Source organism: Cognatiyoonia koreensis, assembly GCF_900109295.1.
Taxonomy (GTDB): domain Bacteria; phylum Pseudomonadota; class Alphaproteobacteria; order Rhodobacterales; family Rhodobacteraceae; genus Cognatiyoonia; species Cognatiyoonia koreensis.
On record NZ_FOIZ01000001.1, the window covers coordinates 2222744 to 2239445 of the forward strand.

At 57.0% G+C, this 16702-nt stretch carries 25 protein-coding genes; 16 read left to right on the top strand and 9 right to left on the bottom strand.

From position 1 onward, the window contains the following. Positions 1 to 24: 24 nt before the first annotated feature. From BMY44_RS11015 to BMY44_RS11025, 3 genes are all read left to right on the top strand, one after another. Entirely contained in the window at positions 25 to 861 is an 837-nt protein-coding gene (locus BMY44_RS11015) for a bifunctional helix-turn-helix domain-containing protein/methylated-DNA--[protein]-cysteine S-methyltransferase (protein WP_089994855.1), read from the top strand. Positions 862 to 984: 123 nt separating this feature from the next. Continuing rightward, positions 985 to 1629 carry a YiaD family glycine zipper/OmpA-like lipoprotein gene (locus tag BMY44_RS11020; protein ID WP_089993963.1) on the top strand — a complete coding sequence of 215 codons (645 nt, stop codon included), beginning with the start codon at positions 985 to 987 and terminating at the stop codon, positions 1627 to 1629. Positions 1630 to 1739: 110 nt separating this feature from the next. Continuing rightward, the gene (locus BMY44_RS11025) at positions 1740 to 2507 is read left to right on the top strand and encodes a FadR/GntR family transcriptional regulator (protein WP_089993967.1); all 768 of its coding nucleotides are present in this window, start codon (positions 1740 to 1742) and stop codon (positions 2505 to 2507) included. On the opposite strand, the gene BMY44_RS11030 is transcribed toward BMY44_RS11025, so the two are convergent. The 6 genes from BMY44_RS11030 to BMY44_RS11055 form a co-directional block, all read right to left on the bottom strand. Further along, positions 2504 to 2806 carry a hypothetical protein gene (locus BMY44_RS11030; RefSeq protein ID WP_131801600.1) on the bottom strand — a complete coding sequence of 101 codons (303 nt, stop codon included), beginning with the start codon at positions 2804 to 2806 and terminating at the stop codon, positions 2504 to 2506. The two genes, BMY44_RS11025 and BMY44_RS11030, sit on opposite strands and share 4 nt — an antisense overlap. A gap of 112 nt (positions 2807 to 2918) precedes the next feature. After that, positions 2919 to 3479, bottom strand: a complete 561-nt coding sequence (locus BMY44_RS11035; RefSeq protein ID WP_089993972.1) for a F0F1 ATP synthase subunit B — start codon at positions 3477 to 3479, stop codon at positions 2919 to 2921. A 3-nt stretch (positions 3480 to 3482) separates the two neighbouring features. Next, positions 3483 to 4031 carry a F0F1 ATP synthase subunit B' gene (locus tag BMY44_RS11040; protein WP_089993975.1) on the bottom strand — a complete coding sequence of 183 codons (549 nt, stop codon included), beginning with the start codon at positions 4029 to 4031 and terminating at the stop codon, positions 3483 to 3485. Positions 4032 to 4111: 80 nt separating this feature from the next. Next, on the bottom strand, positions 4112 to 4336 hold the full coding sequence (locus BMY44_RS11045) for a F0F1 ATP synthase subunit C (protein ID WP_089993977.1): 225 nt from the start codon (positions 4334 to 4336) through the stop codon (positions 4112 to 4114). 58 nt (positions 4337 to 4394) lie between these two features. Continuing rightward, a complete protein-coding gene (locus tag BMY44_RS11050; protein WP_089993980.1) occupies positions 4395 to 5186 on the bottom strand; it encodes a F0F1 ATP synthase subunit A in 792 nt (263 codons plus the stop codon). Beyond that, positions 5176 to 5520 carry an AtpZ/AtpI family protein gene (locus BMY44_RS11055; RefSeq protein ID WP_089993982.1) on the bottom strand — a complete coding sequence of 115 codons (345 nt, stop codon included), beginning with the start codon at positions 5518 to 5520 and terminating at the stop codon, positions 5176 to 5178. Before BMY44_RS11055 ends, BMY44_RS11050 begins: the two co-directional genes overlap by 11 nt. A gap of 206 nt (positions 5521 to 5726) precedes the next feature. On the opposite strand from BMY44_RS11055, the gene BMY44_RS11060 reads away from it, so the two are divergent. Next, a complete protein-coding gene (locus BMY44_RS11060; RefSeq protein ID WP_089994858.1) occupies positions 5727 to 6059 on the top strand; it encodes an ArsR/SmtB family transcription factor in 333 nt (110 codons plus the stop codon). On the opposite strand, the gene BMY44_RS11065 is transcribed toward BMY44_RS11060, so the two are convergent. Then, positions 6032 to 6943 (bottom strand): DMT family transporter, encoded by a 912-nt coding sequence (locus tag BMY44_RS11065; RefSeq protein ID WP_089993985.1) that lies wholly within the window; start codon positions 6941 to 6943, stop codon positions 6032 to 6034. The genes BMY44_RS11060 and BMY44_RS11065 overlap by 28 nt on opposite strands. Further along, the gene (locus BMY44_RS11070; RefSeq protein ID WP_089993987.1) at positions 6943 to 7821 is read right to left on the bottom strand and encodes a LysR family transcriptional regulator; all 879 of its coding nucleotides are present in this window, start codon (positions 7819 to 7821) and stop codon (positions 6943 to 6945) included. The genes BMY44_RS11065 and BMY44_RS11070 overlap by 1 nt, the downstream gene beginning before the upstream one ends. 114 nt (positions 7822 to 7935) lie before the next feature. Here BMY44_RS11070 and BMY44_RS11075 point away from each other — a divergent pair, with 114 nt between their 5' ends. The 11 genes from BMY44_RS11075 (at position 7936) to trmD (ending at position 15359) form a co-directional block, all read left to right on the top strand. Beyond that, the gene (locus BMY44_RS11075; RefSeq protein WP_278246569.1) at positions 7936 to 8988 is read left to right on the top strand and encodes an alpha/beta hydrolase; all 1053 of its coding nucleotides are present in this window, start codon (positions 7936 to 7938) and stop codon (positions 8986 to 8988) included. Next, on the top strand, positions 8988 to 9341 hold the full coding sequence (locus tag BMY44_RS11080; protein WP_089993990.1) for a DoxX family membrane protein: 354 nt from the start codon (positions 8988 to 8990) through the stop codon (positions 9339 to 9341). The genes BMY44_RS11075 and BMY44_RS11080 overlap by 1 nt, the downstream gene beginning before the upstream one ends. A 28-nt stretch (positions 9342 to 9369) precedes the next feature. Beyond that, positions 9370 to 9864, top strand: coding sequence for a hypothetical protein (locus tag BMY44_RS11085; RefSeq protein WP_089993993.1), 495 nt, complete (start codon positions 9370 to 9372; stop codon positions 9862 to 9864). 149 nt (positions 9865 to 10013) lie between these two features. After that, complete coding sequence (gene ffh, locus BMY44_RS11090) at positions 10014 to 11495, top strand: signal recognition particle protein (RefSeq protein ID WP_089993995.1); 1482 nt, start codon at positions 10014 to 10016, stop codon at positions 11493 to 11495. Between the two features lie 114 nt (positions 11496 to 11609). After that, positions 11610 to 12113: a GNAT family N-acetyltransferase gene (locus BMY44_RS11095; RefSeq protein WP_089993998.1), complete on the top strand. Its 504-nt coding sequence runs from the start codon at positions 11610 to 11612 to the stop codon at positions 12111 to 12113. Positions 12114 to 12269: 156 nt separating this feature from the next. Further along, complete coding sequence (locus BMY44_RS11100; protein WP_089994000.1) at positions 12270 to 12572, top strand: chorismate mutase; 303 nt, start codon at positions 12270 to 12272, stop codon at positions 12570 to 12572. 13 nt (positions 12573 to 12585) lie between these two features. Next, positions 12586 to 13005 (top strand): 30S ribosomal protein S16, encoded by a 420-nt coding sequence (rpsP, locus tag BMY44_RS11105; RefSeq protein ID WP_089994003.1) that lies wholly within the window; start codon positions 12586 to 12588, stop codon positions 13003 to 13005. Positions 13006 to 13049: 44 nt separating this feature from the next. After that, positions 13050 to 13217: a hypothetical protein gene (locus BMY44_RS18215; RefSeq protein ID WP_165611824.1), complete on the top strand. Its 168-nt coding sequence runs from the start codon at positions 13050 to 13052 to the stop codon at positions 13215 to 13217. Then, positions 13214 to 13726, top strand: a complete 513-nt coding sequence (gene rimM / locus BMY44_RS11110; RefSeq protein WP_089994007.1) for a ribosome maturation factor RimM — start codon at positions 13214 to 13216, stop codon at positions 13724 to 13726. Before BMY44_RS18215 ends, rimM begins: the two co-directional genes overlap by 4 nt. Continuing rightward, positions 13719 to 14558 (top strand): hypothetical protein, encoded by an 840-nt coding sequence (locus BMY44_RS11115; protein ID WP_089994010.1) that lies wholly within the window; start codon positions 13719 to 13721, stop codon positions 14556 to 14558. The genes rimM and BMY44_RS11115 overlap by 8 nt, the downstream gene beginning before the upstream one ends. 9 nt (positions 14559 to 14567) lie before the next feature. Next, entirely contained in the window at positions 14568 to 15359 is a 792-nt protein-coding gene (gene trmD / locus BMY44_RS11120) for a tRNA (guanosine(37)-N1)-methyltransferase TrmD (RefSeq protein WP_089994012.1), read from the top strand. A 50-nt stretch (positions 15360 to 15409) separates the two neighbouring features. Here trmD and BMY44_RS11125 read toward each other — a convergent pair whose 3' ends face one another. After that, positions 15410 to 15943, bottom strand: coding sequence for a cysteine dioxygenase family protein (locus BMY44_RS11125; RefSeq protein ID WP_089994015.1), 534 nt, complete (start codon positions 15941 to 15943; stop codon positions 15410 to 15412). Positions 15944 to 16317: 374 nt separating this feature from the next. On the opposite strand from BMY44_RS11125, the gene rplS reads away from it, so the two are divergent. Then, entirely contained in the window at positions 16318 to 16701 is a 384-nt protein-coding gene (gene rplS / locus BMY44_RS11130) for a 50S ribosomal protein L19 (protein ID WP_089994016.1), read from the top strand. Position 16702 lies beyond the last annotated feature (1 nt).

The window sequence follows — 16702 nt, forward strand, 5'->3', positions numbered from 1 at the left end:
GCCCCGCTTGCCTATCATCATCTCATGACACAGGAAAACGCATATCACTACCAGGTCATGGCCCGCGCAATCGAGCTGCTGGATGCCGCGGACGAAACGCTTTCACTGGCGGACATCGCCGCACAGATGAAAATGTCACCGGCCCATTTCCAACGCCTGTTTTCGCAATGGGTCGGCGTCAGCCCCAAGCGCTATCAGCAGTACCTGACGCTTGGCCACGCCAAGACGCTTTTGCGTGAACGCTTTACCATGCTTGAAACGGCAGACTCGGTTGGCCTGTCCGGATCCGGACGCTTGCATGATCTGTTTCTACGCTGGGAGGCCATGTCGCCGGGTGAATTCGCGGCAGGCGGGAAAGGCCTGACCATAAAATGGGGTTGGTTTGACAGTGCGTTCGGGCCAGCACTGGTGATGGGGACAGACAAGGGGATTTGCGGTCTGGCTTTCGCAGCGGAGTCCGGCATGGAAGCGGCGATGGACGACTTGACTTCACGCTGGCCGGACGCCGAATTCGCCGAAGACCATGCAGCACTTTCGAGTTGGGCGCGTGCCGCATTGGCAATGGATGGTGACACCCGTCTTCACATGATCGGAGCCCCGTTTCAGTTGAAGGTCTGGGAGGCGCTTTTGGCGATCCCGTCAGGGCACGTGACAACCTATAGCGAAATAGCGAAATCAATCGGTCATCCGAAAGCGGTCCGCGCTGTCGGTACAGCCGTCGGGCGTAATCCGGTGAGCTGGCTGATTCCCTGTCACCGTGCACTGCGCAAATCGGGTGCGCTTGGCGGGTATCATTGGGGGCTTCCGGTGAAACGCGCGATGCTCGCCTACGAGTCGGCGAAGGCGGACGCCGCCGCGTAACCCCATAGAAATAGGCGAGTTATCGCCATGCAACCCTTCGTTATTGGATAGCAGCGCAGTTTGCGCTTTATACAAACTACAGATAAGCGCAATTGCGCTCTCCCAAATAACGGAACTTGTCTCATGACACTGACTAAAATCTCTCTCGGTCTTGCAGCGGTCGCATTTGTTGCCGCGTGTGATGGAACCCGACCAAACAACAACCAGAACGCAGAACAAGGCGCACTGATCGGTGCCGGCGTCGGTGCACTTGCAGGCGTCATTTCCGGCGACAGCGTCGACGAGCGCCGCCGCAATGCTGTTCTTGGTGCCGCAATTGGTGCCGCTGGTGGTGCCGCAATCGGCAACCAGCTGGACCGCCAGGAAGAAGAGCTGCGTCGCTCGCTTGGTGGCAACGTGGGTATCGTGAACAACGGCAACAATCTTGTCGTGACGCTGCCACAGGACATCCTGTTTGCAACGAATTCCACCTCTGTATCCGGTTCAGCACAGGCTGATCTGCGCACACTCGCAGCGTCAATGAACCAGTACCCGAACACTACGGTGAATGTCATTGGTCACACTGACAACGTGGGCGACGCTTCATTCAACTTTGACCTGTCCCAGCGCCGTGCGCAGGCCGTATCTTCGGTACTCATCAACGCTGGCGTGAACCCGTCGCGAATCCGCTCTGTCGGTCGTGGCGAAGACGCACCTGTGGCAACAAACCTGACAGCCGATGGCCGTCAGCAGAACCGCCGCGTCGAAATCGTTATCACCCCTAACTAAGCGGGCGATCTTACCAATTCAGAAAGGGCCGCCGTTTCGGTGGCCCTTTTTCCATTTGTGGTTCGCGCAAAGTGGTCATATGTTTTGACCAATCAGTTCGGGATACCACCATGCCATTTGAAACCGTTCAGCAGGAGAAACTCTCGCATGGCGTGATGCGCCAGATTGAAAGCCTGATCCTGCGCGGGATTTTACGGCCCGGTGAAAGGCTGCCGTCTGAACGCGAATTAAGCGAACGGATGGGTGTTTCGCGTCCGTCACTGCGCGAAGCCCTGGCAGACCTCCAGAACCGCGGCTTACTGACCTCGAAAGCGGGGGCGGGTGTTTTTGTGGCGGATGTTCTGGGCAGTGCATTTTCACCAGCCTTGATAACCTTGTTTGCGACGCATGATGCGGCGGTTTTTGACTACCTCAGCTTTCGGCGCGACATGGAAGGCCTTGCCGCTGAACGCGCCGCACGGCTGGGCACAGAGACTGATCTGAAGGTCATCGACACGATCTTTCGGAAAATGGAAGTCGCCCATCAGAAGCGCAATCCGAACGACGAGGCCCAACTTGATGCCGATTTCCACCTCGCCATCATCGAGGCAAGCCACAACATCATCATGCTGCATATGATGCGCTCGATGTACGAACTGCTTCGCGAAGGCGTGTTTTACAATCGTGGAATCATGTTCAAGCAACGCATGACCCGTGACCAACTTCTGGATCAACACAGAGCGATCAATGATGCCTTGCAAGCCCGCGACCCCGAAGGCGCGCGCGCCGCTGTGGCGACCCACCTTGACTATGTGAAACAAGCGCTTACCGACCAGCAGAAGGTGGACGAGAACGAAGTCTACGCCAAGAAGAGGTTCGCGCACGAGCAGGAACGTTAGCCTCGTTCGACCAGCGACAGTTGCGGCGCAAACCAATACGGTGAAACCGGTGCAAGCCGCCCGTTCTCTGTCACTTCGATCAAGTAGCAATAACAGTTGCGGAACTTGTGCCATTCGACGCCAACAACGCGCCTTCGCTTTTCGGGTCTGGCCCTAAGGCGCACGACGTCACCGACGTTGAATTCCGGCTTTCCAACGGGTTGGGAATAGATTTTCCCGCTGGATGGCTCATCGAAGTAATGCCACCATGGACGTTCCTTTTTCGCAGACCGCGCAGGTTTCCAGAACGACCGCCTCACTGGCGAATCCTTGTTGTCAAATGAACCATGCCGATTGTCTACCAAATCACGCATAACAAAAAAGCCCCGCGCGTTTCCGCCGGGGCTTTTTGTCAATTGGTATGATATCAGCTTAGTGCAGCTTTTCACCGACCGTGGCGATCGCTTCATCAACCAGTGTGTTGGCGCCTTTGGCGTCCATCTGTTTGGCGATGACGTCGCGTGCGGCAGCGACAGCAACTGTTACGGCCTGGTTGCGGATGTCCTTGATCGCTGCAGCTTGCGCGGCGTCGATCTGTTCTTCAGCAGCGGCAAGGCGACGAGTGATGGAAGATGCGATATCGTCTTTCGCGGTCGCGGCAGCGCGTTGGGCTTCTTCTTTTGCGGAAGTCACGATGCGTTTGGCCTGTTCTTGCACTTCTTTGTGTTTACGCTCGTAAGAGGCAAGCAGCGACTGCGCTTCTTCGCGAAGGGCTTTGGCTTCATCAAGCTCGGACTTGATTGTATCTGCACGCCGGTCGAGCATTTTGCCGACCATTGTCGGAACCTTGTAGTAAAGCAGAATGCCCACGAACAAGAGGAACGCGATCAGGACGATGAAGTCCGTGTTCGCCAGCGAAAAGAAACCCTTTTCGCCCGCCGCAAATGCGGGTGAGGCCGCGACGGTCAAAAGGGCGGTTGCAAAATAGCGCATGGTCTACCCTTTCATCCGTGCTGAAACGGCGGCGTTAATTGTTTTCGCGTCCGCTGTGCCACCCATAGAGGCAACGATTGCCTTTGCGGTGTCTTTGGCAACTTCGGTAACGCTCTTGGCTGCGCCGTCACGGATCTCCGCGATTGCAGCTTCGCTTTCCGCAGTCTTTTCAGCGATCTGCGCGTCGGCTTTTGCAAGCTCAGCGTCCAGATCAGCCTGAATTTCCGCTTTGGCGTCAGCAACGATTTTCGCGGCTTCGACACGGGCGTCAGCCAGTGCCTTTTCATAGGCTGCTTCAGCCTCGACGGCTTTCTGCTTCAGTTCTTCTGCCGCAGACAGATCGTTGGTGATTGTCCCAGCACGTTCGGCCAGAACAGCCCCGATGCGCGGCAAAGCGATCCGCGACATGATGAAGAAGATCACGACAAGCGCGACCACCAACCAGAATACCTGATTGCCCATCCAATCCGCGCAAAGCTGCGGCATGCCAATGGCAGACCCATCTGGTCCAACGCATGCGCCTGCAACGGCCTCTGTTGTTTCTGTCGCCATGAAGTGGCCCCCGAATAACCTTGAAAGTTTACGGGTCAGGGCGCAACCGCCCTAACCCGCCGTAAGGATATGGGTTGTTCTTAGACGGCGAACATCAGCAGGAGCGAGACGAGGAACGCGAAGATCCCCAGGGCTTCTGCGAAGGCCAGACCGATGAACAGTGTTGCTGTCTGCGATGCAGCAGCAGATGGGTTGCGCAAAGCGCCTGCGAGGTAGTTGCCAGCAACAGTACCAACACCGATTGCGGCAGCGCCGGAACCGATTGCAGCAAGACCAGCGCCGATGTGTGCGAGTTCACCTTCCATGAGAATTCTCCTTACGATTGGAAGTTAGAAAGATTGGCGGGCGATATGCCCGCTATTGTTAGTGTGCGGGATGCAGCGCGTCTTTCAGGTAGACGCACGTCAAGATCGTGAAAACATAGGCCTGGATGCCGCAAACGAGGATTTCCAAGCCATAAATCGCCGTGATGCCCAGAATCGCGAGTGGGGACACCAGCGCCAGCGCGGCAAAGCCTGCGAAAACCTTGATCACGGCGTGGCCTGCCATGATGTTACCGGCCAGACGAATAGAGTGGCTGACAGGGCGCACGAAGTACGAGATCACTTCGATGATGGCGATGATCGGGCGCAGGATCGCTGGTGCGTCTTTCATCCAGAAAAGGCCAAGGAATGCAGCGCCGTTCAGCACAAAGCCAAGGATCGTCACGCAGATGAAGACCCCGAAACCAAGGACCGCAGTCACAGCGATCATGGATGTCGGCGAATAAGACATCGGCAAGAGTGCGAGATAGTTCGAGAACAGAATAAATACGAATAGCGTCATGATGTACGGGAAATACTTGACGCCGTCCTTGCCGGTGACGTCTTCGACCATCTTGTAGATGAAGCCGTAGACCAGTTCGCCAATGGACTGCACCCGTGTCGGGATGATTGCGCGGCCACGCGAGCCAACAACAAACAGAAGGAAGATGCAAAGGACGGCGACAGCCATCCAAAGTGTCACGTTTGTCGGTGTGAACATGCCGATCTGGGTCGGTCCGTCAGCCGGTCCACCGAACATGCCGCCCGGTCCAAACAACGGCTTAACGATGAACTGATCCAGCGGATGGAAAACCAGACCGCCTTCGGATTGTGCGTCAGTTTCAGTCGCCACTTTCGTCACCCTCGTCTCTTGCAGCTTGCGCTGCTTCTTGTTTCGTTTGCACTTCCTTGGCGCTGCGCACCATGGTGAGAACACCAGCCGCAAGGCCAAAGAAGATAAACAGCACCATCATGAAAGGTTGGGTTCCCAGTAGGTAATCCAGCCCGTATCCGATGCCAAAACCGATCGCGAGACCGGCCACCAATTCAATCACCATGCGCCAGGCGAGTTGCGCCTGTGAATAGTGCTCCTCTGCGTGGTCCTTGACCTTCTGCGGCGCGCGCTTTGCAGCCAGTCTGGCCTCTAGCGCTGCGAGCCGGTCGTCGGGATCTGTCGGATCAGACAAGGAATTCCCCCACTCAGATATTGGGCATGGTCTAGGGTTGGATCGGAACAGAGTCAATAGAATGGAAATTGCCGATTTCTTCATTACAATCAAATGATTACACCATGACTGAATTGGTTGGTCGGGCCAGATATGCCGCAACTGGACCATTTTTCATATTCAACCAATTGGTTGACCTTTGCAGCAACCAAGGCGTAATGCGCAGTATGGTTTCGCATCTGGACATCGTTTTCACGGCACTGGCCGACTCGACCCGCCGGGAAATCCTGTCGATGCTGCTTGAGGACGATATGGCTGTCACAGACGTTGCCGCCCCCTTTGATATGTCCCTGGCTGCGATATCAAAGCATTTGCAGGTGTTGTCTGCCGCGGCGCTGATCAGTCAGGAAAAGCGCGGGCGGGTCAAATGGTGCAAACTCGAACCCGACGCGCTGCGCGAAGCTTCCGTCTGGATGAAGGGATTCGGTCAGATGGAAGGCATCGACCTAGATGCATTCGAACGGTTCCTTGATCAGGAAGAGCTTGCGCCCCGGACGTAATCCCGGTCCTCGTTCTTTAATAGCAGCAGAAGCGCCAATACTGTCATCGCGACACCCACTAGTAGAATTAAGGGTGGTGCTTGCTGCCCCATCGCAATTGTCCACACGATTACCCAAGTTGGGGTGAGGTACGTGTAAGCCATAACCTTTGACGATGGCAGTTGAAGCGCCGCAAATTGGAGCAGAGTGAAAGTTGCCGCGCTTGCAAAGACAGCCGTGTAAAGAATGGTGATCCAAACGATGGCCGGCAGGTTCGCCCAGTCGGTCGCCATCAGATCACCCCATGCCCACGCCGTCAGCATGAGGGCACCTGCGATCAGTGTGCCAAAAGTAAAGGCAACGGCAGGCTCGCCACGGTTCAGCGTGGCGACCAAAGGCGTGTAAATGGCGTGGGAAACGCATCCGACGAAATAGATTACTTCACCGCGACCTATATCGAAAGACATGAGCGCGCCGAGGTTTGCGCGGAAAATCACCCAAAGCGCCCCTGCCCCGCCGATGGCAAGCGCCAGAGCAATACGTCCCGTGAAACGCTGCCGTAGCAGCAACCATCCAAACAGCGCGGACAGGATTGGCGTCAGGGTAAATACAGCAGCTGCGCTAACCGCTGGTGCGGTTTTCAGACCCTCGAACATCAAGACAAAATAAACGATGAAGAAGAACGCAAGAACGGGGTAGCGCCAGAGAGAATGCGCCACAGTCCGCGGTAGGCCAGTGGTGGACAACGCCACGAACCCGACTACCATTGCTGCGATCCAGAACCGCACCGCATTCAGGGCCGCCGGTGCAATCTCGTTTGCCGCAAGTTCGCCCAGCGCGAATGACCCGGCAACAAGCGCAGAAAAGAGGAGCATCGCGAGATGCCCAGCGGTCGCAGGCGGCATTAGCGTGGCCAGTCCTTAGTGTGTGCTTTCAGGAATGTCAGGAAGGATTGCACTTTGACTGTGCGATGTAGATCAACGTGCGTTACCAGCCATAGGGATGCTGCCCATTCCGGCTTGCTTTCCATGATGGGTACCAGCGTCGGATAATTCGAAAGCTCGTATTCCGCGACAAAGCCGATCCCCGCGCCTGCCAAGATCGCCTCTTTCATGACGCGTGTATCGGTCGCGCGAAATGCGATATCCGTGATACCACCCACATCCATCAGCCAGCGACTGAATGGTGCCCGGGTATCGACATCATCATGGCTGACGAAGCTGTGGTTTTTCAGATCGTCTTCGCCCGTCGGCCTACCGGCCCGATCGAGATAGGACTGCGATGCAACCATCGCCATCCGCTGTTTCGTAAAAGGCTGGACAACATTGTCGGGCTCGCTTGGCATCTGCCCCGCACGGATTGCAACATGGGCCTCCCCGTATTCCAGCCGGAACAGGCGGTCGCCGGTCAGAAAGCGTACACGAATGTCAGGATTTTCAATTTGATACGCAACAACGATCGGTACGACCATCGCAGCTACGGTGCCGAGCGATGTGATCACCAGATCGCCTGACAGACCTTCGCCCAGCCCCTTGATGCGGCCCGCCAGCTGCGTGAATTGGTCGTCCGTGGCCTGTGCGACCTGCAACAGGTCTGCCCCCGCCTCTGTCGCGGTGTAGCCACGGGCATGTCGCTGGAAAAGCTTGACACCCAGCCGCCCCTCGAGTGCGTCAATGTGACGAATGACTGTCGCATGATGAACGCCCAGAACATCGGCAGCCCCGCTGACGGTCCCGGATCGGGCCACCTGATAGGCAGTTCTAACCTCGTCCCAACTGTCCATATCCTGCTACTCCCGGCATGTGCGCGTGCAAACAACAAATATCAGAAATTCGGCATTTTGTTCAAATTTGCAATGAACAAATGTGACTCATCAGGACGCAAGCAAGAATCCCCGATGCCCAAAAATCCCTATCATCCGGTCGCGTCAACCCTGAAGCCGACCATAGTGTCACGCCTTGACCTTTTGTCGCGGCCCAGCCTAGCGTTAAGCATGCTATCCCGTTCTCAGAAATTGCTGAATGTCTACGCACGCTATGTCCAGAAACCGTGTCTGGCAGCGGTTAGTAACAATTGGCTCGCCCGCAAGACCTATACCGTAAATGCGATCATGGCATACAAGACGCCTATGGGGTATCGCCAGCGCGACGTCTCACTTACACATGATGGATGCACCGTGTCAGCGGCGTACTGCTCACGAAATACCAAACCGACCAATGGCACCCTGCTCTACATTCACGGAGGAGGCTTTATCATCGGGAATCTGCGTGGCTGTCGGCACGTGATCGCAGAGCTTGCGGCACTGTCAGGCCAACGCGGGGTCTATGTCGACTGGCGGCTGGCCCCCGAGCACCCGTTTCCTGCTGGCCTTGATGATGCGGAGACGGCGTATATGGCGCTTCTCGCTGATCCTGAAAGCGGACCGATCACGATCGCAGGCGACAGTGCAGGCGGCAATCTCACGCTCGCGCTGCTGCATCGCCTGCTGCGCAAAGGAGTCGCGCCACCGGCAGCCTGTGTCTGTTTTTCGCCAATTGTCGATCTGCACCTGATCAATCCTTCATTGGCTGAGAACCTGAAGAAAGACGCGCTGGTCCCGATGAGCTGGGGACAACGCGGCGTGGATGCCTATTTATCGGGACAAGATCCGAACAACCCCGAGATTTCGCCGATTTTTGGCAGTTTCAAAGGGGCTGGGCCCGTGCTGATCCAGTGCGACCGTCACGAAGTCCTTTATGATGACGGATGTCTTATGGCGGACAAGCTACGCGCTGACGGCGTTGAAGTGACTCTGACAACGACGACCGCGCTGCCGCACGTCTGGCAGTATTTTGTCGGGCGATCTCCGGAGGCTGATGCCTCGGTCGCAGAGGCCGCCGCGTTCCTCAAGAACGCCGTTGCAGCAGCAGCGGAGCTTGGCAAAGGGGCGGCACAACCTAAGTCTGCGTAATGCAGTTGTTCATTCTTGCCCTTCGGATCGGCCTTACTCTCGCGTTCGTTTATTTCGGACTGCGCAAGGTGCTGAGCGACCCTGCAGACGTTGCGATCTATGAAGCCATCGGATTTGGCCAGTTTCCAAGGTACATCACAGGATCAGTCGAACTGCTTTGCGCTGGGTTGCTGTGGATGCCCGGCCTGCAAGGTATTGGCGCGGCTGGATTGGTAGGCACGATGATCGTCGGCACCTCGGCTTTGACCCTTTTCGCGGGTATGCCGTTCTGGCATCTCATTGGTCTGGGGATCATGGCCGCAACCGTTGCTTGGTCCTATCGCCATCAATTTGGCGCGTTCCTGCCAACATAAGGACGAGCCAGCCTGCCAAGCTTGTCGTATGCGGATCAAGACAAGCACACCTGACCTCATGGTCCTCACATACAATTCAACGCCGGTGAGTGTCGCGATGATCGGTTGCACACTTGCCTTTGCGTCGCTCGGTTTAACGATGGCGACGACGGGACATCTTTTTGCAGGGCTTATCGGCATTGCAAGCGCTTTGCTGTGCATAACCGTCTTTGCCGCAACGCTGCGTCGTATTGCCGTTTTTCTGGATCGTGAAGCGGATCAGCTGACGCTGCGAACGCGCACTTGGCGAGGCCAAACGAACCTGACATATCCGCTCAGCTATCTCGGCGAAGCGGTCGTTCAGACACAGAACCGGAACCAAACAGAGACTTATCGGCTCGCGCTTCGGCTGACTGGCGGAATGGATGCCGGGGAACACCCGATGACTTGGCTTTTCGTGCATGACACGCAGGCATTTGACGCTGCCGATGCAATCAACGCATGGCTGATGGGCCCGGTTGACAGCATGCGCGCAAAGGCCTAAACGCCCCTTATATCCGGACAGCGCTAGCCGTCCGGTCCTTATCTGATAGGGATCGCCCTCCGTCAGCGCGTCGCGCCCACGGGGGCGCTACTGCTTTACGCGTTTCGTTCTTATATGGGGCAAATCGCAACCACACGAGGGCCTTGGCCATGTTTGAAAATCTGTCCGAACGTCTATCCGGCGTCTTTGACAAACTCACCAAGCAAGGTGCGTTGTCCGAGGATGATGTCAAAACTGCCTTGCGGGAAGTGCGTATCGCCTTGCTGGAGGCAGATGTCTCGTTGCCAGTCGCACGTGATTTCGTCAAAGCCGTGCAGGACAAAGCCACAGGTCAGTCCGTCACGAAATCTGTGACGCCCGGTCAGCAGGTCGTCAAAATCGTGCATGACGAACTTGAACATATCCTGACAGGTGACCAGGACCCCGGTGCGCTGAAGATCGACAACCCGCCCGCCCCGATCCTGATGGTCGGCCTCCAAGGTTCCGGTAAAACCACAACGACAGCAAAGCTCGCCAAACGTTTGAAAGAGCGCGAAGGCAAGCGCGTCCTGATGGCTTCGCTCGACACGAACCGTCCGGCGGCGATGGAACAGCTTGCAATCCTCGGTGTCCAGATCGGGGTCGACACGTTGCCCATCGTCAAAGGCGAAGATCCGGTCGCAATCGCCAAACGCGCCAAGACGCAAGCCAGCCTTGGCGGGTATGACGTCTACATGCTCGACACTGCGGGCCGCCTGCACATTGATCAGGAACTGATTGCCCAAGCCGCCGCAGTCCGCGATGTGGCAAACCCGCGCGAGACCTTGCTGGTCGTGGATGGCCTGACCGGTCAGGACGCGGTGAACGTCGCGCAGGAATTCGATGACAAGATTGGCGTCACCGGCGTTGTCCTGACCCGGATGGACGGTGACGGGCGCGGTGGTGCGGCCTTATCCATGCGCGCCATCACCGGCAAGCCAATCCGTTTCGTCGGCCTTGGCGAAAAGATGGACGCTATCGAGACCTTCGAACCAAAGCGGATTGCAGGCCGTATCCTTGGCATGGGCGACATTGTCGCGCTTGTCGAAAGGGCCCAGGAGACGATCGAGGCCGAACAGGCCGAACGCATGATGAAGCGCTTTCAGAAGGGCGCGTTCAACATGAACGATCTGAAGATGCAGCTTGAACAGATGATGAAAATGGGCGGCATGGAAGGCATGATGGGCATGATGCCTGGCATGGGAAAAATGCAGAAACAGATGGACGCTGCTGGGCTGGACGACAGTATCCTCAAGCGGCAGGTTGCTCTCATCAATTCCATGACGAAACGCGAACGTGCCAACCCCGCACTGCTGCAGGCCAGTCGCAAGAAACGGATTGCCAAAGGTGCGGGGCTTGAGGTTTCCGAACTCAACAAGCTGATCAAGCAACACCGCCAGATGGCCGACATGATGAAGAAGATGGGCAAAATGGGCAAAGGCGGCATGCTCAAACAAGCCATGAAAGGCATGTTCGGTAAAGGCGGCGGGATGCCCGATATGAACGATCCCAAAGCGATGGAAGAAGCAGCCAAAGCCCTGCAAGGCAAAATGCCGGGCCTTGGCGGTGCTGGTCTGCCCCCCGGCCTCTCGGGTTTCGGGAAAAAGAAGTAACGTTATCATGACGCGCCACTCACGCCATCATCTTGCCAGCAATACTCCCCCCGGAGGGTCCGCCGGTGCCATGCGCGCAGCGGACATCCATCTTGCCCCATGTGAGGCAATCCCATGCTGACAACGGAACGCCTGACATTGCGACGCCCGAAAGCGTCCGACTGGCCCGCGTTTCGCGACTTCCTGACGTCCGAGCGGTCACGTGCCATTGGCGGCCCGGACCATATTGGCGTCGCTTGGCGCACCTTCGCCAGTGAGATCGGACATTGGGACATCAACGGTTTCGGCATGTGGTCGGTCACCCGCACTGGCGATGACACGAACATCGCTTTGATCGGTCCGTGGCATCCCATCGACTGGCCTGAGAAGGAAATTGGCTGGATGGTCCTTGATCCGGCAGTCGAGGGCACCGGCATCGCAACCGAAGCGGCGCGCGCAGCCATCAACCATGCTTTCACGGAACTGGGGTGGGACACGGCTGTCAGCTATATCGATCCGGACAACTACCGCTCGATCGCGTTGGCAGAAAAGCTCGGGGCCGTCCGCGACGATGCGGCGACCCCGCCAGAACGCTACCCCGGCGCATATGTCTATCGGCATCCAAGGGTGGCGGCATGATCCATAAGCTGCATAGAAATCGGTTGGCTTTTCGCCTTTCTCAGCGCGCCGATTGCGACGCTTGTTCTGGCTATGCCAGCCTACCAGAGCCTTCAGCCCATTTTGTCAGACAACCCTTATGTTTCGCGTCTTGCGCCCAAGCACAGGAGCCATCCCATGACTGATGTCGCTAATCGCGCCGCCGCGCTCTTGAGAGAGCATCGTGAAAGCATCGACCGCCTTGATGCCATTCTGGTCTATACGCTTGGCGAACGGTTCAAGCACACGCAAGCGGTTGGCAAGCTGAAAGCCACCCACGACCTGCCCCCGTCCGATCCCGACCGCGAAGCGGCCCAGATCGCGCGGCTGACAGATTTGGCGAACCGGGCCGATCTCGACCCGGATTTCGCCAAGAAGTTTTTGAACTTCATCATCGCTGAAGTCATTCAGCACCATAAGCAACACCAAGAAAACACCTGAAGGAAAACCAACCATGGCTATGAAAATTCGTCTCGCCCGCGGCGGCTCCAAGAAGCGCCCTTTCTACTCGATCGTCGCTGCCGACAGCCGCATGCCACGCGATGGCCGCTTTATCGAAAAGCTGGGCACTTACAATCCGATGCTTCCCAAGGATAGCGAAGAGCGCGTCAAAATGAACATGGAGCGCGTGAAATACTGGCTTGGCGAAGGTGCCCAGCCAACAGACCGTATTTCCCGGATGCTGGAAGCTGCTGGCGAATTGCCCAAGAAAACACGCAGTAACCCCAAGAAGGGCAAACCGGGCAAGGCTGCGCAGGATCGCGCGAACGAGAAAGCCGAAAAGGCAAAAGCCGCTGAAGAAGCTGCAAATGCCCCAGCTGAAGAAGCACCCGCGGAAGAAGCACCCGCAGAAGAAGCTGCGGCTGAAGAGTAAGGAAGTCACTGGCGGTCCGCCTTTGCGGACCGCCCCTTTGCACCATGCTAGCGCTCAGCTTTCTCCCTCTTCTGGTCCTCTTGTTCCTGATCACCACGACCGGCGCTGTCGGTGTGGTCTTTCTTATCTCGTTTAACGTCGGCTCAGCTGGCGCGATCCTTTACGGTGCCACATCGACAAGCAGCATCGATTATCAGCAGGTGAACCAATGACCGCACGGATCATCGTCGGAACGATCGCGGGTGCCTTCGGCGTCCACGGTGAGGTCCGCCTGAAATCCTTTTGCGCAGATCCGCAAGCGATTGCGGATTACACCCCGCTTTATACCGAAGACGGGCACGCCTTCGCCCAAATTGTCATCACGGGTCAGATCAAGAACGGTTTCAGCGCCCGAATTGATGGTGTCGTGACCAAAGAAGATGCCGACGCCCTTCGAAACACGCCACTTTATGCCGCACGTGAGGTGATGCCATCGCTTCCGGACGATGAATACTACTACGCCGATCTCATCGGTCTGACCGTTCTGAATTCCGGTGGCGAAATACTCGGCAAGGTCAAGAACGTGATGGATCACGGTGCCGGCGACCTGCTCGAACTCAACGTGCCCGGCCAGTCCGAAACTGTCTTGCTACCCTTTACGCAAGCTGCAGTGCCAACCGTCGACCTTGCCGCAAAACGGATCATTGCTGACCCGCCCGACGGCCTTTTCCCCGATGCCTGAACCGATCCGCGTGATCGTTCATCCGGGGTTTCACAAGACCGGTACGTCAAGTCTGCAATCCTATCTCAAGGCGCATCGCAGCAGGTTGACGGATTACGGTGCGATCTACCTCAAGGCCGACTTTCTGGATGCGGGCAATCTGGGTCGTATCTACGGTTTGCGTCCATTCTTCTGGCGACGGCGACAGTTTCGAAGGGCCTTTGACGCATTCTTAACATCCATCCCACAGAGCAAGGTGATCTTTCTATCGTGGGAAGGTTTCTCTGGCGTCATGCCCGGTCATCGCCGTGTCATCGGCGGGACAGTGCAGGATTTCAAGACCGCCGCGATCCCGCTTGGTCGGGAAATTATCGCCGCCTTGCGAGAGCGGTTCGGGCCAAATGTGGAGATCACATTCCTCTACACGCTGCGCGATCATGAGAGCTGGATCAAAAGCGTCTACGGCCATGTCGTCCGCTCGATCCGGATCACGGACGACTTTGAAACGTTTTGTGCGACACTGTCCGACCTGCCCGATATAATGACGGAAGCGCAGACCATCGGGCACGCCCTTGGCGTGCCGGTCATCACCGCCCGACTTGAAGAAACCGGCGGACACAGGCTGGGACCAGCGCGTGCGGCACTGCAGGCAATGGGCGTGCCGGAAGACGTTCAGGCAAAGCTGCCCGCCGCTCATCGTTCCAACACCGGACTATCGAAAGAAGACGAAGCAGAATTTCTGAAGCTCAACCGCACAATCAATGACAAGGCAGAGCTGAAACGGATGAAAGACCGCATCGCCGCACGCGCCCGCGCAGATGCCAAGTTGCGCGATACCGGCCGAAAGGCGTAAGAGGTTCCCATGACCAAAAGCCCGAAAGCCATTGGACGCAAATCGATCAGTCCAACCTTCAAACCGCGCGAATTGATGACCGACGCGCCTGATCTTGCGGGCGCATGGACGGCCCAGATCATCACGCTGTTCCCACAAGCATTCCCTGGAATCCTGGGCGAAAGCTTGACAGGTAAGGCACTTAAAGACGGAATTTGGCAACTCCGCACGTTTGATCTGCGCGAATACGGCATCGGCAAGCATCGCAACGTCGATGACACGCCCGCTGGTGGCGGTGCCGGCATGGTCCTGCGCGCCGATGTGCTGGACGCGGCACTGCGCGATGCCAGTGCCAGTGCCAAAGGGCGCATGCCGCTGGTCTATCTGTCGCCACGCGGGAAACCGATGAACCAGCAGATGATGCAGAACATTGCGCAGATGGATGGTATCACGCTGCTCTGCGGTCGCTTTGAAGGCGTAGACGAACGAGTGTTGCAGCATTACGGGATCGAGGAAATCAGCCTTGGCGATTTTGTGATGACCGGCAGCGAAATCGCAGCACACGCGCTGATCGATGCCACAGTACGACTGCTGCCGGGCGTTCTGGGGAACGCGGACAGCGCGGTTGAAGAGAGTTTTTCCAGCGGCCTGCTGGAACATCCGCAGTATACCAAGCCAGCCGAGTGGGAGGGGCACGCGATCCCAGAGGTTCTTCTATCGGGCAACCATGCCAAGATTGCAGAGTGGCGCAAGGCAGAGTCTGAGCGGATCACTCGCGAACGGCGGCCAGACTTGTGGAAAAAGCATTTAGACGACACTTAAAAGCCGAGGTCGGCAGCGCAGACGAACCCGACCTTGCTTAATGCGCATCTCTACTGCGAAAACCGTGCCCGTACCGCATCCATGTCGAGCCGGTGTTCAGTCAGCCGTTCGGCCTCCCATTCGCTGCGTTCCGCCGCAAAAAAGTCGCCGCCGTAAACGTGCAATGCGGCGGTGAGTCGGGGAACCGGATTGGTCACGGAATGAATAATGTCCACGCCCAGAGGGCAAACATCCCCGGTCGAAAGTGCTTTTGCACCAGCCGCTTCAATCAGCCCCTCCGGATGATCCTTGACGCGACGCCAGAAAATATTGTCTTCCCGGCCGCCGTAGATGCCAATCACACCCCACATCTCATGGTTATGCGGGGGGATCGTCGTCATTGGTTTCCAAGCTAGATTCACGATCGTCAAATCTGAAGACTGATAGAGCGGAGTGATACCCGGCTCTTCTGGCTCTCCTAACGCTGCAAGCACATCAGAAGAATTGGACATTGCGCGACGCATCAACTCTGCAACCGTTTTGTGTGTCGGGTCATTCTCGACGGCTTCGACGCAGTCAGCGATAAATCTGTCAATCTTGAACATCGATCCATCTCCTTGCGCATATCTTAGCACAAAATAGGCTGAGCGTCAGCAATGGGCCTGAAGGAGCCGACACCGTCGCAGACCAACTTTTCCTCGCGGCACTTGGATACCGCTTGATCCGTATCACCCTTCATCCTATACGCAGCCATCCTCGGTCTCATCACTGATTCCGGGTGCTGGTTTATGGAACCATCCGGACAAACGAACCTGTCTTCGTTGGCAGTGCTTCACCGGACAGGCCGGACAGCCACAAAAAAACAAACGACGACATACCTCTGGCGGGCACCGCGGTGAACCCGATAACGACACAGAGCTCTGAGATCGCGCATAATGCTGTAGGGAAATACCCTGCCGATAAACAAAGGAGCGTATCAATGGATTTGATCGCACAACTCGAAGCGGAGCAGGTTGCTGCGCTGGGGAAAACCATCCCCGACTTCAAAGCGGGTGACACCGTCCGCGTGGGTTACAAAGTGACCGAAGGGTCGCGCACCCGTGTTCAGAATTACGAAGGCGTCTGCATTGCACGCAAAAACGGATCGGGCATCGCCGGATCTTTCACAGTGCGCAAGATTTCCTTTGGTGAGGGTGTGGAACGTGTTTTCCCGCTGCACTCTACCAACATCGACAGCATCGAAGTCGTCCGCCGCGGTCGCGTGCGTCGCGCCAAGCTGTACTATCTCCGCTCGCGCCGTGGTAAATCCGCGCGTATCGCTGAGGTCGCAAATTACAAAGCGCCGACTGGCGCTGAAGCGTAAG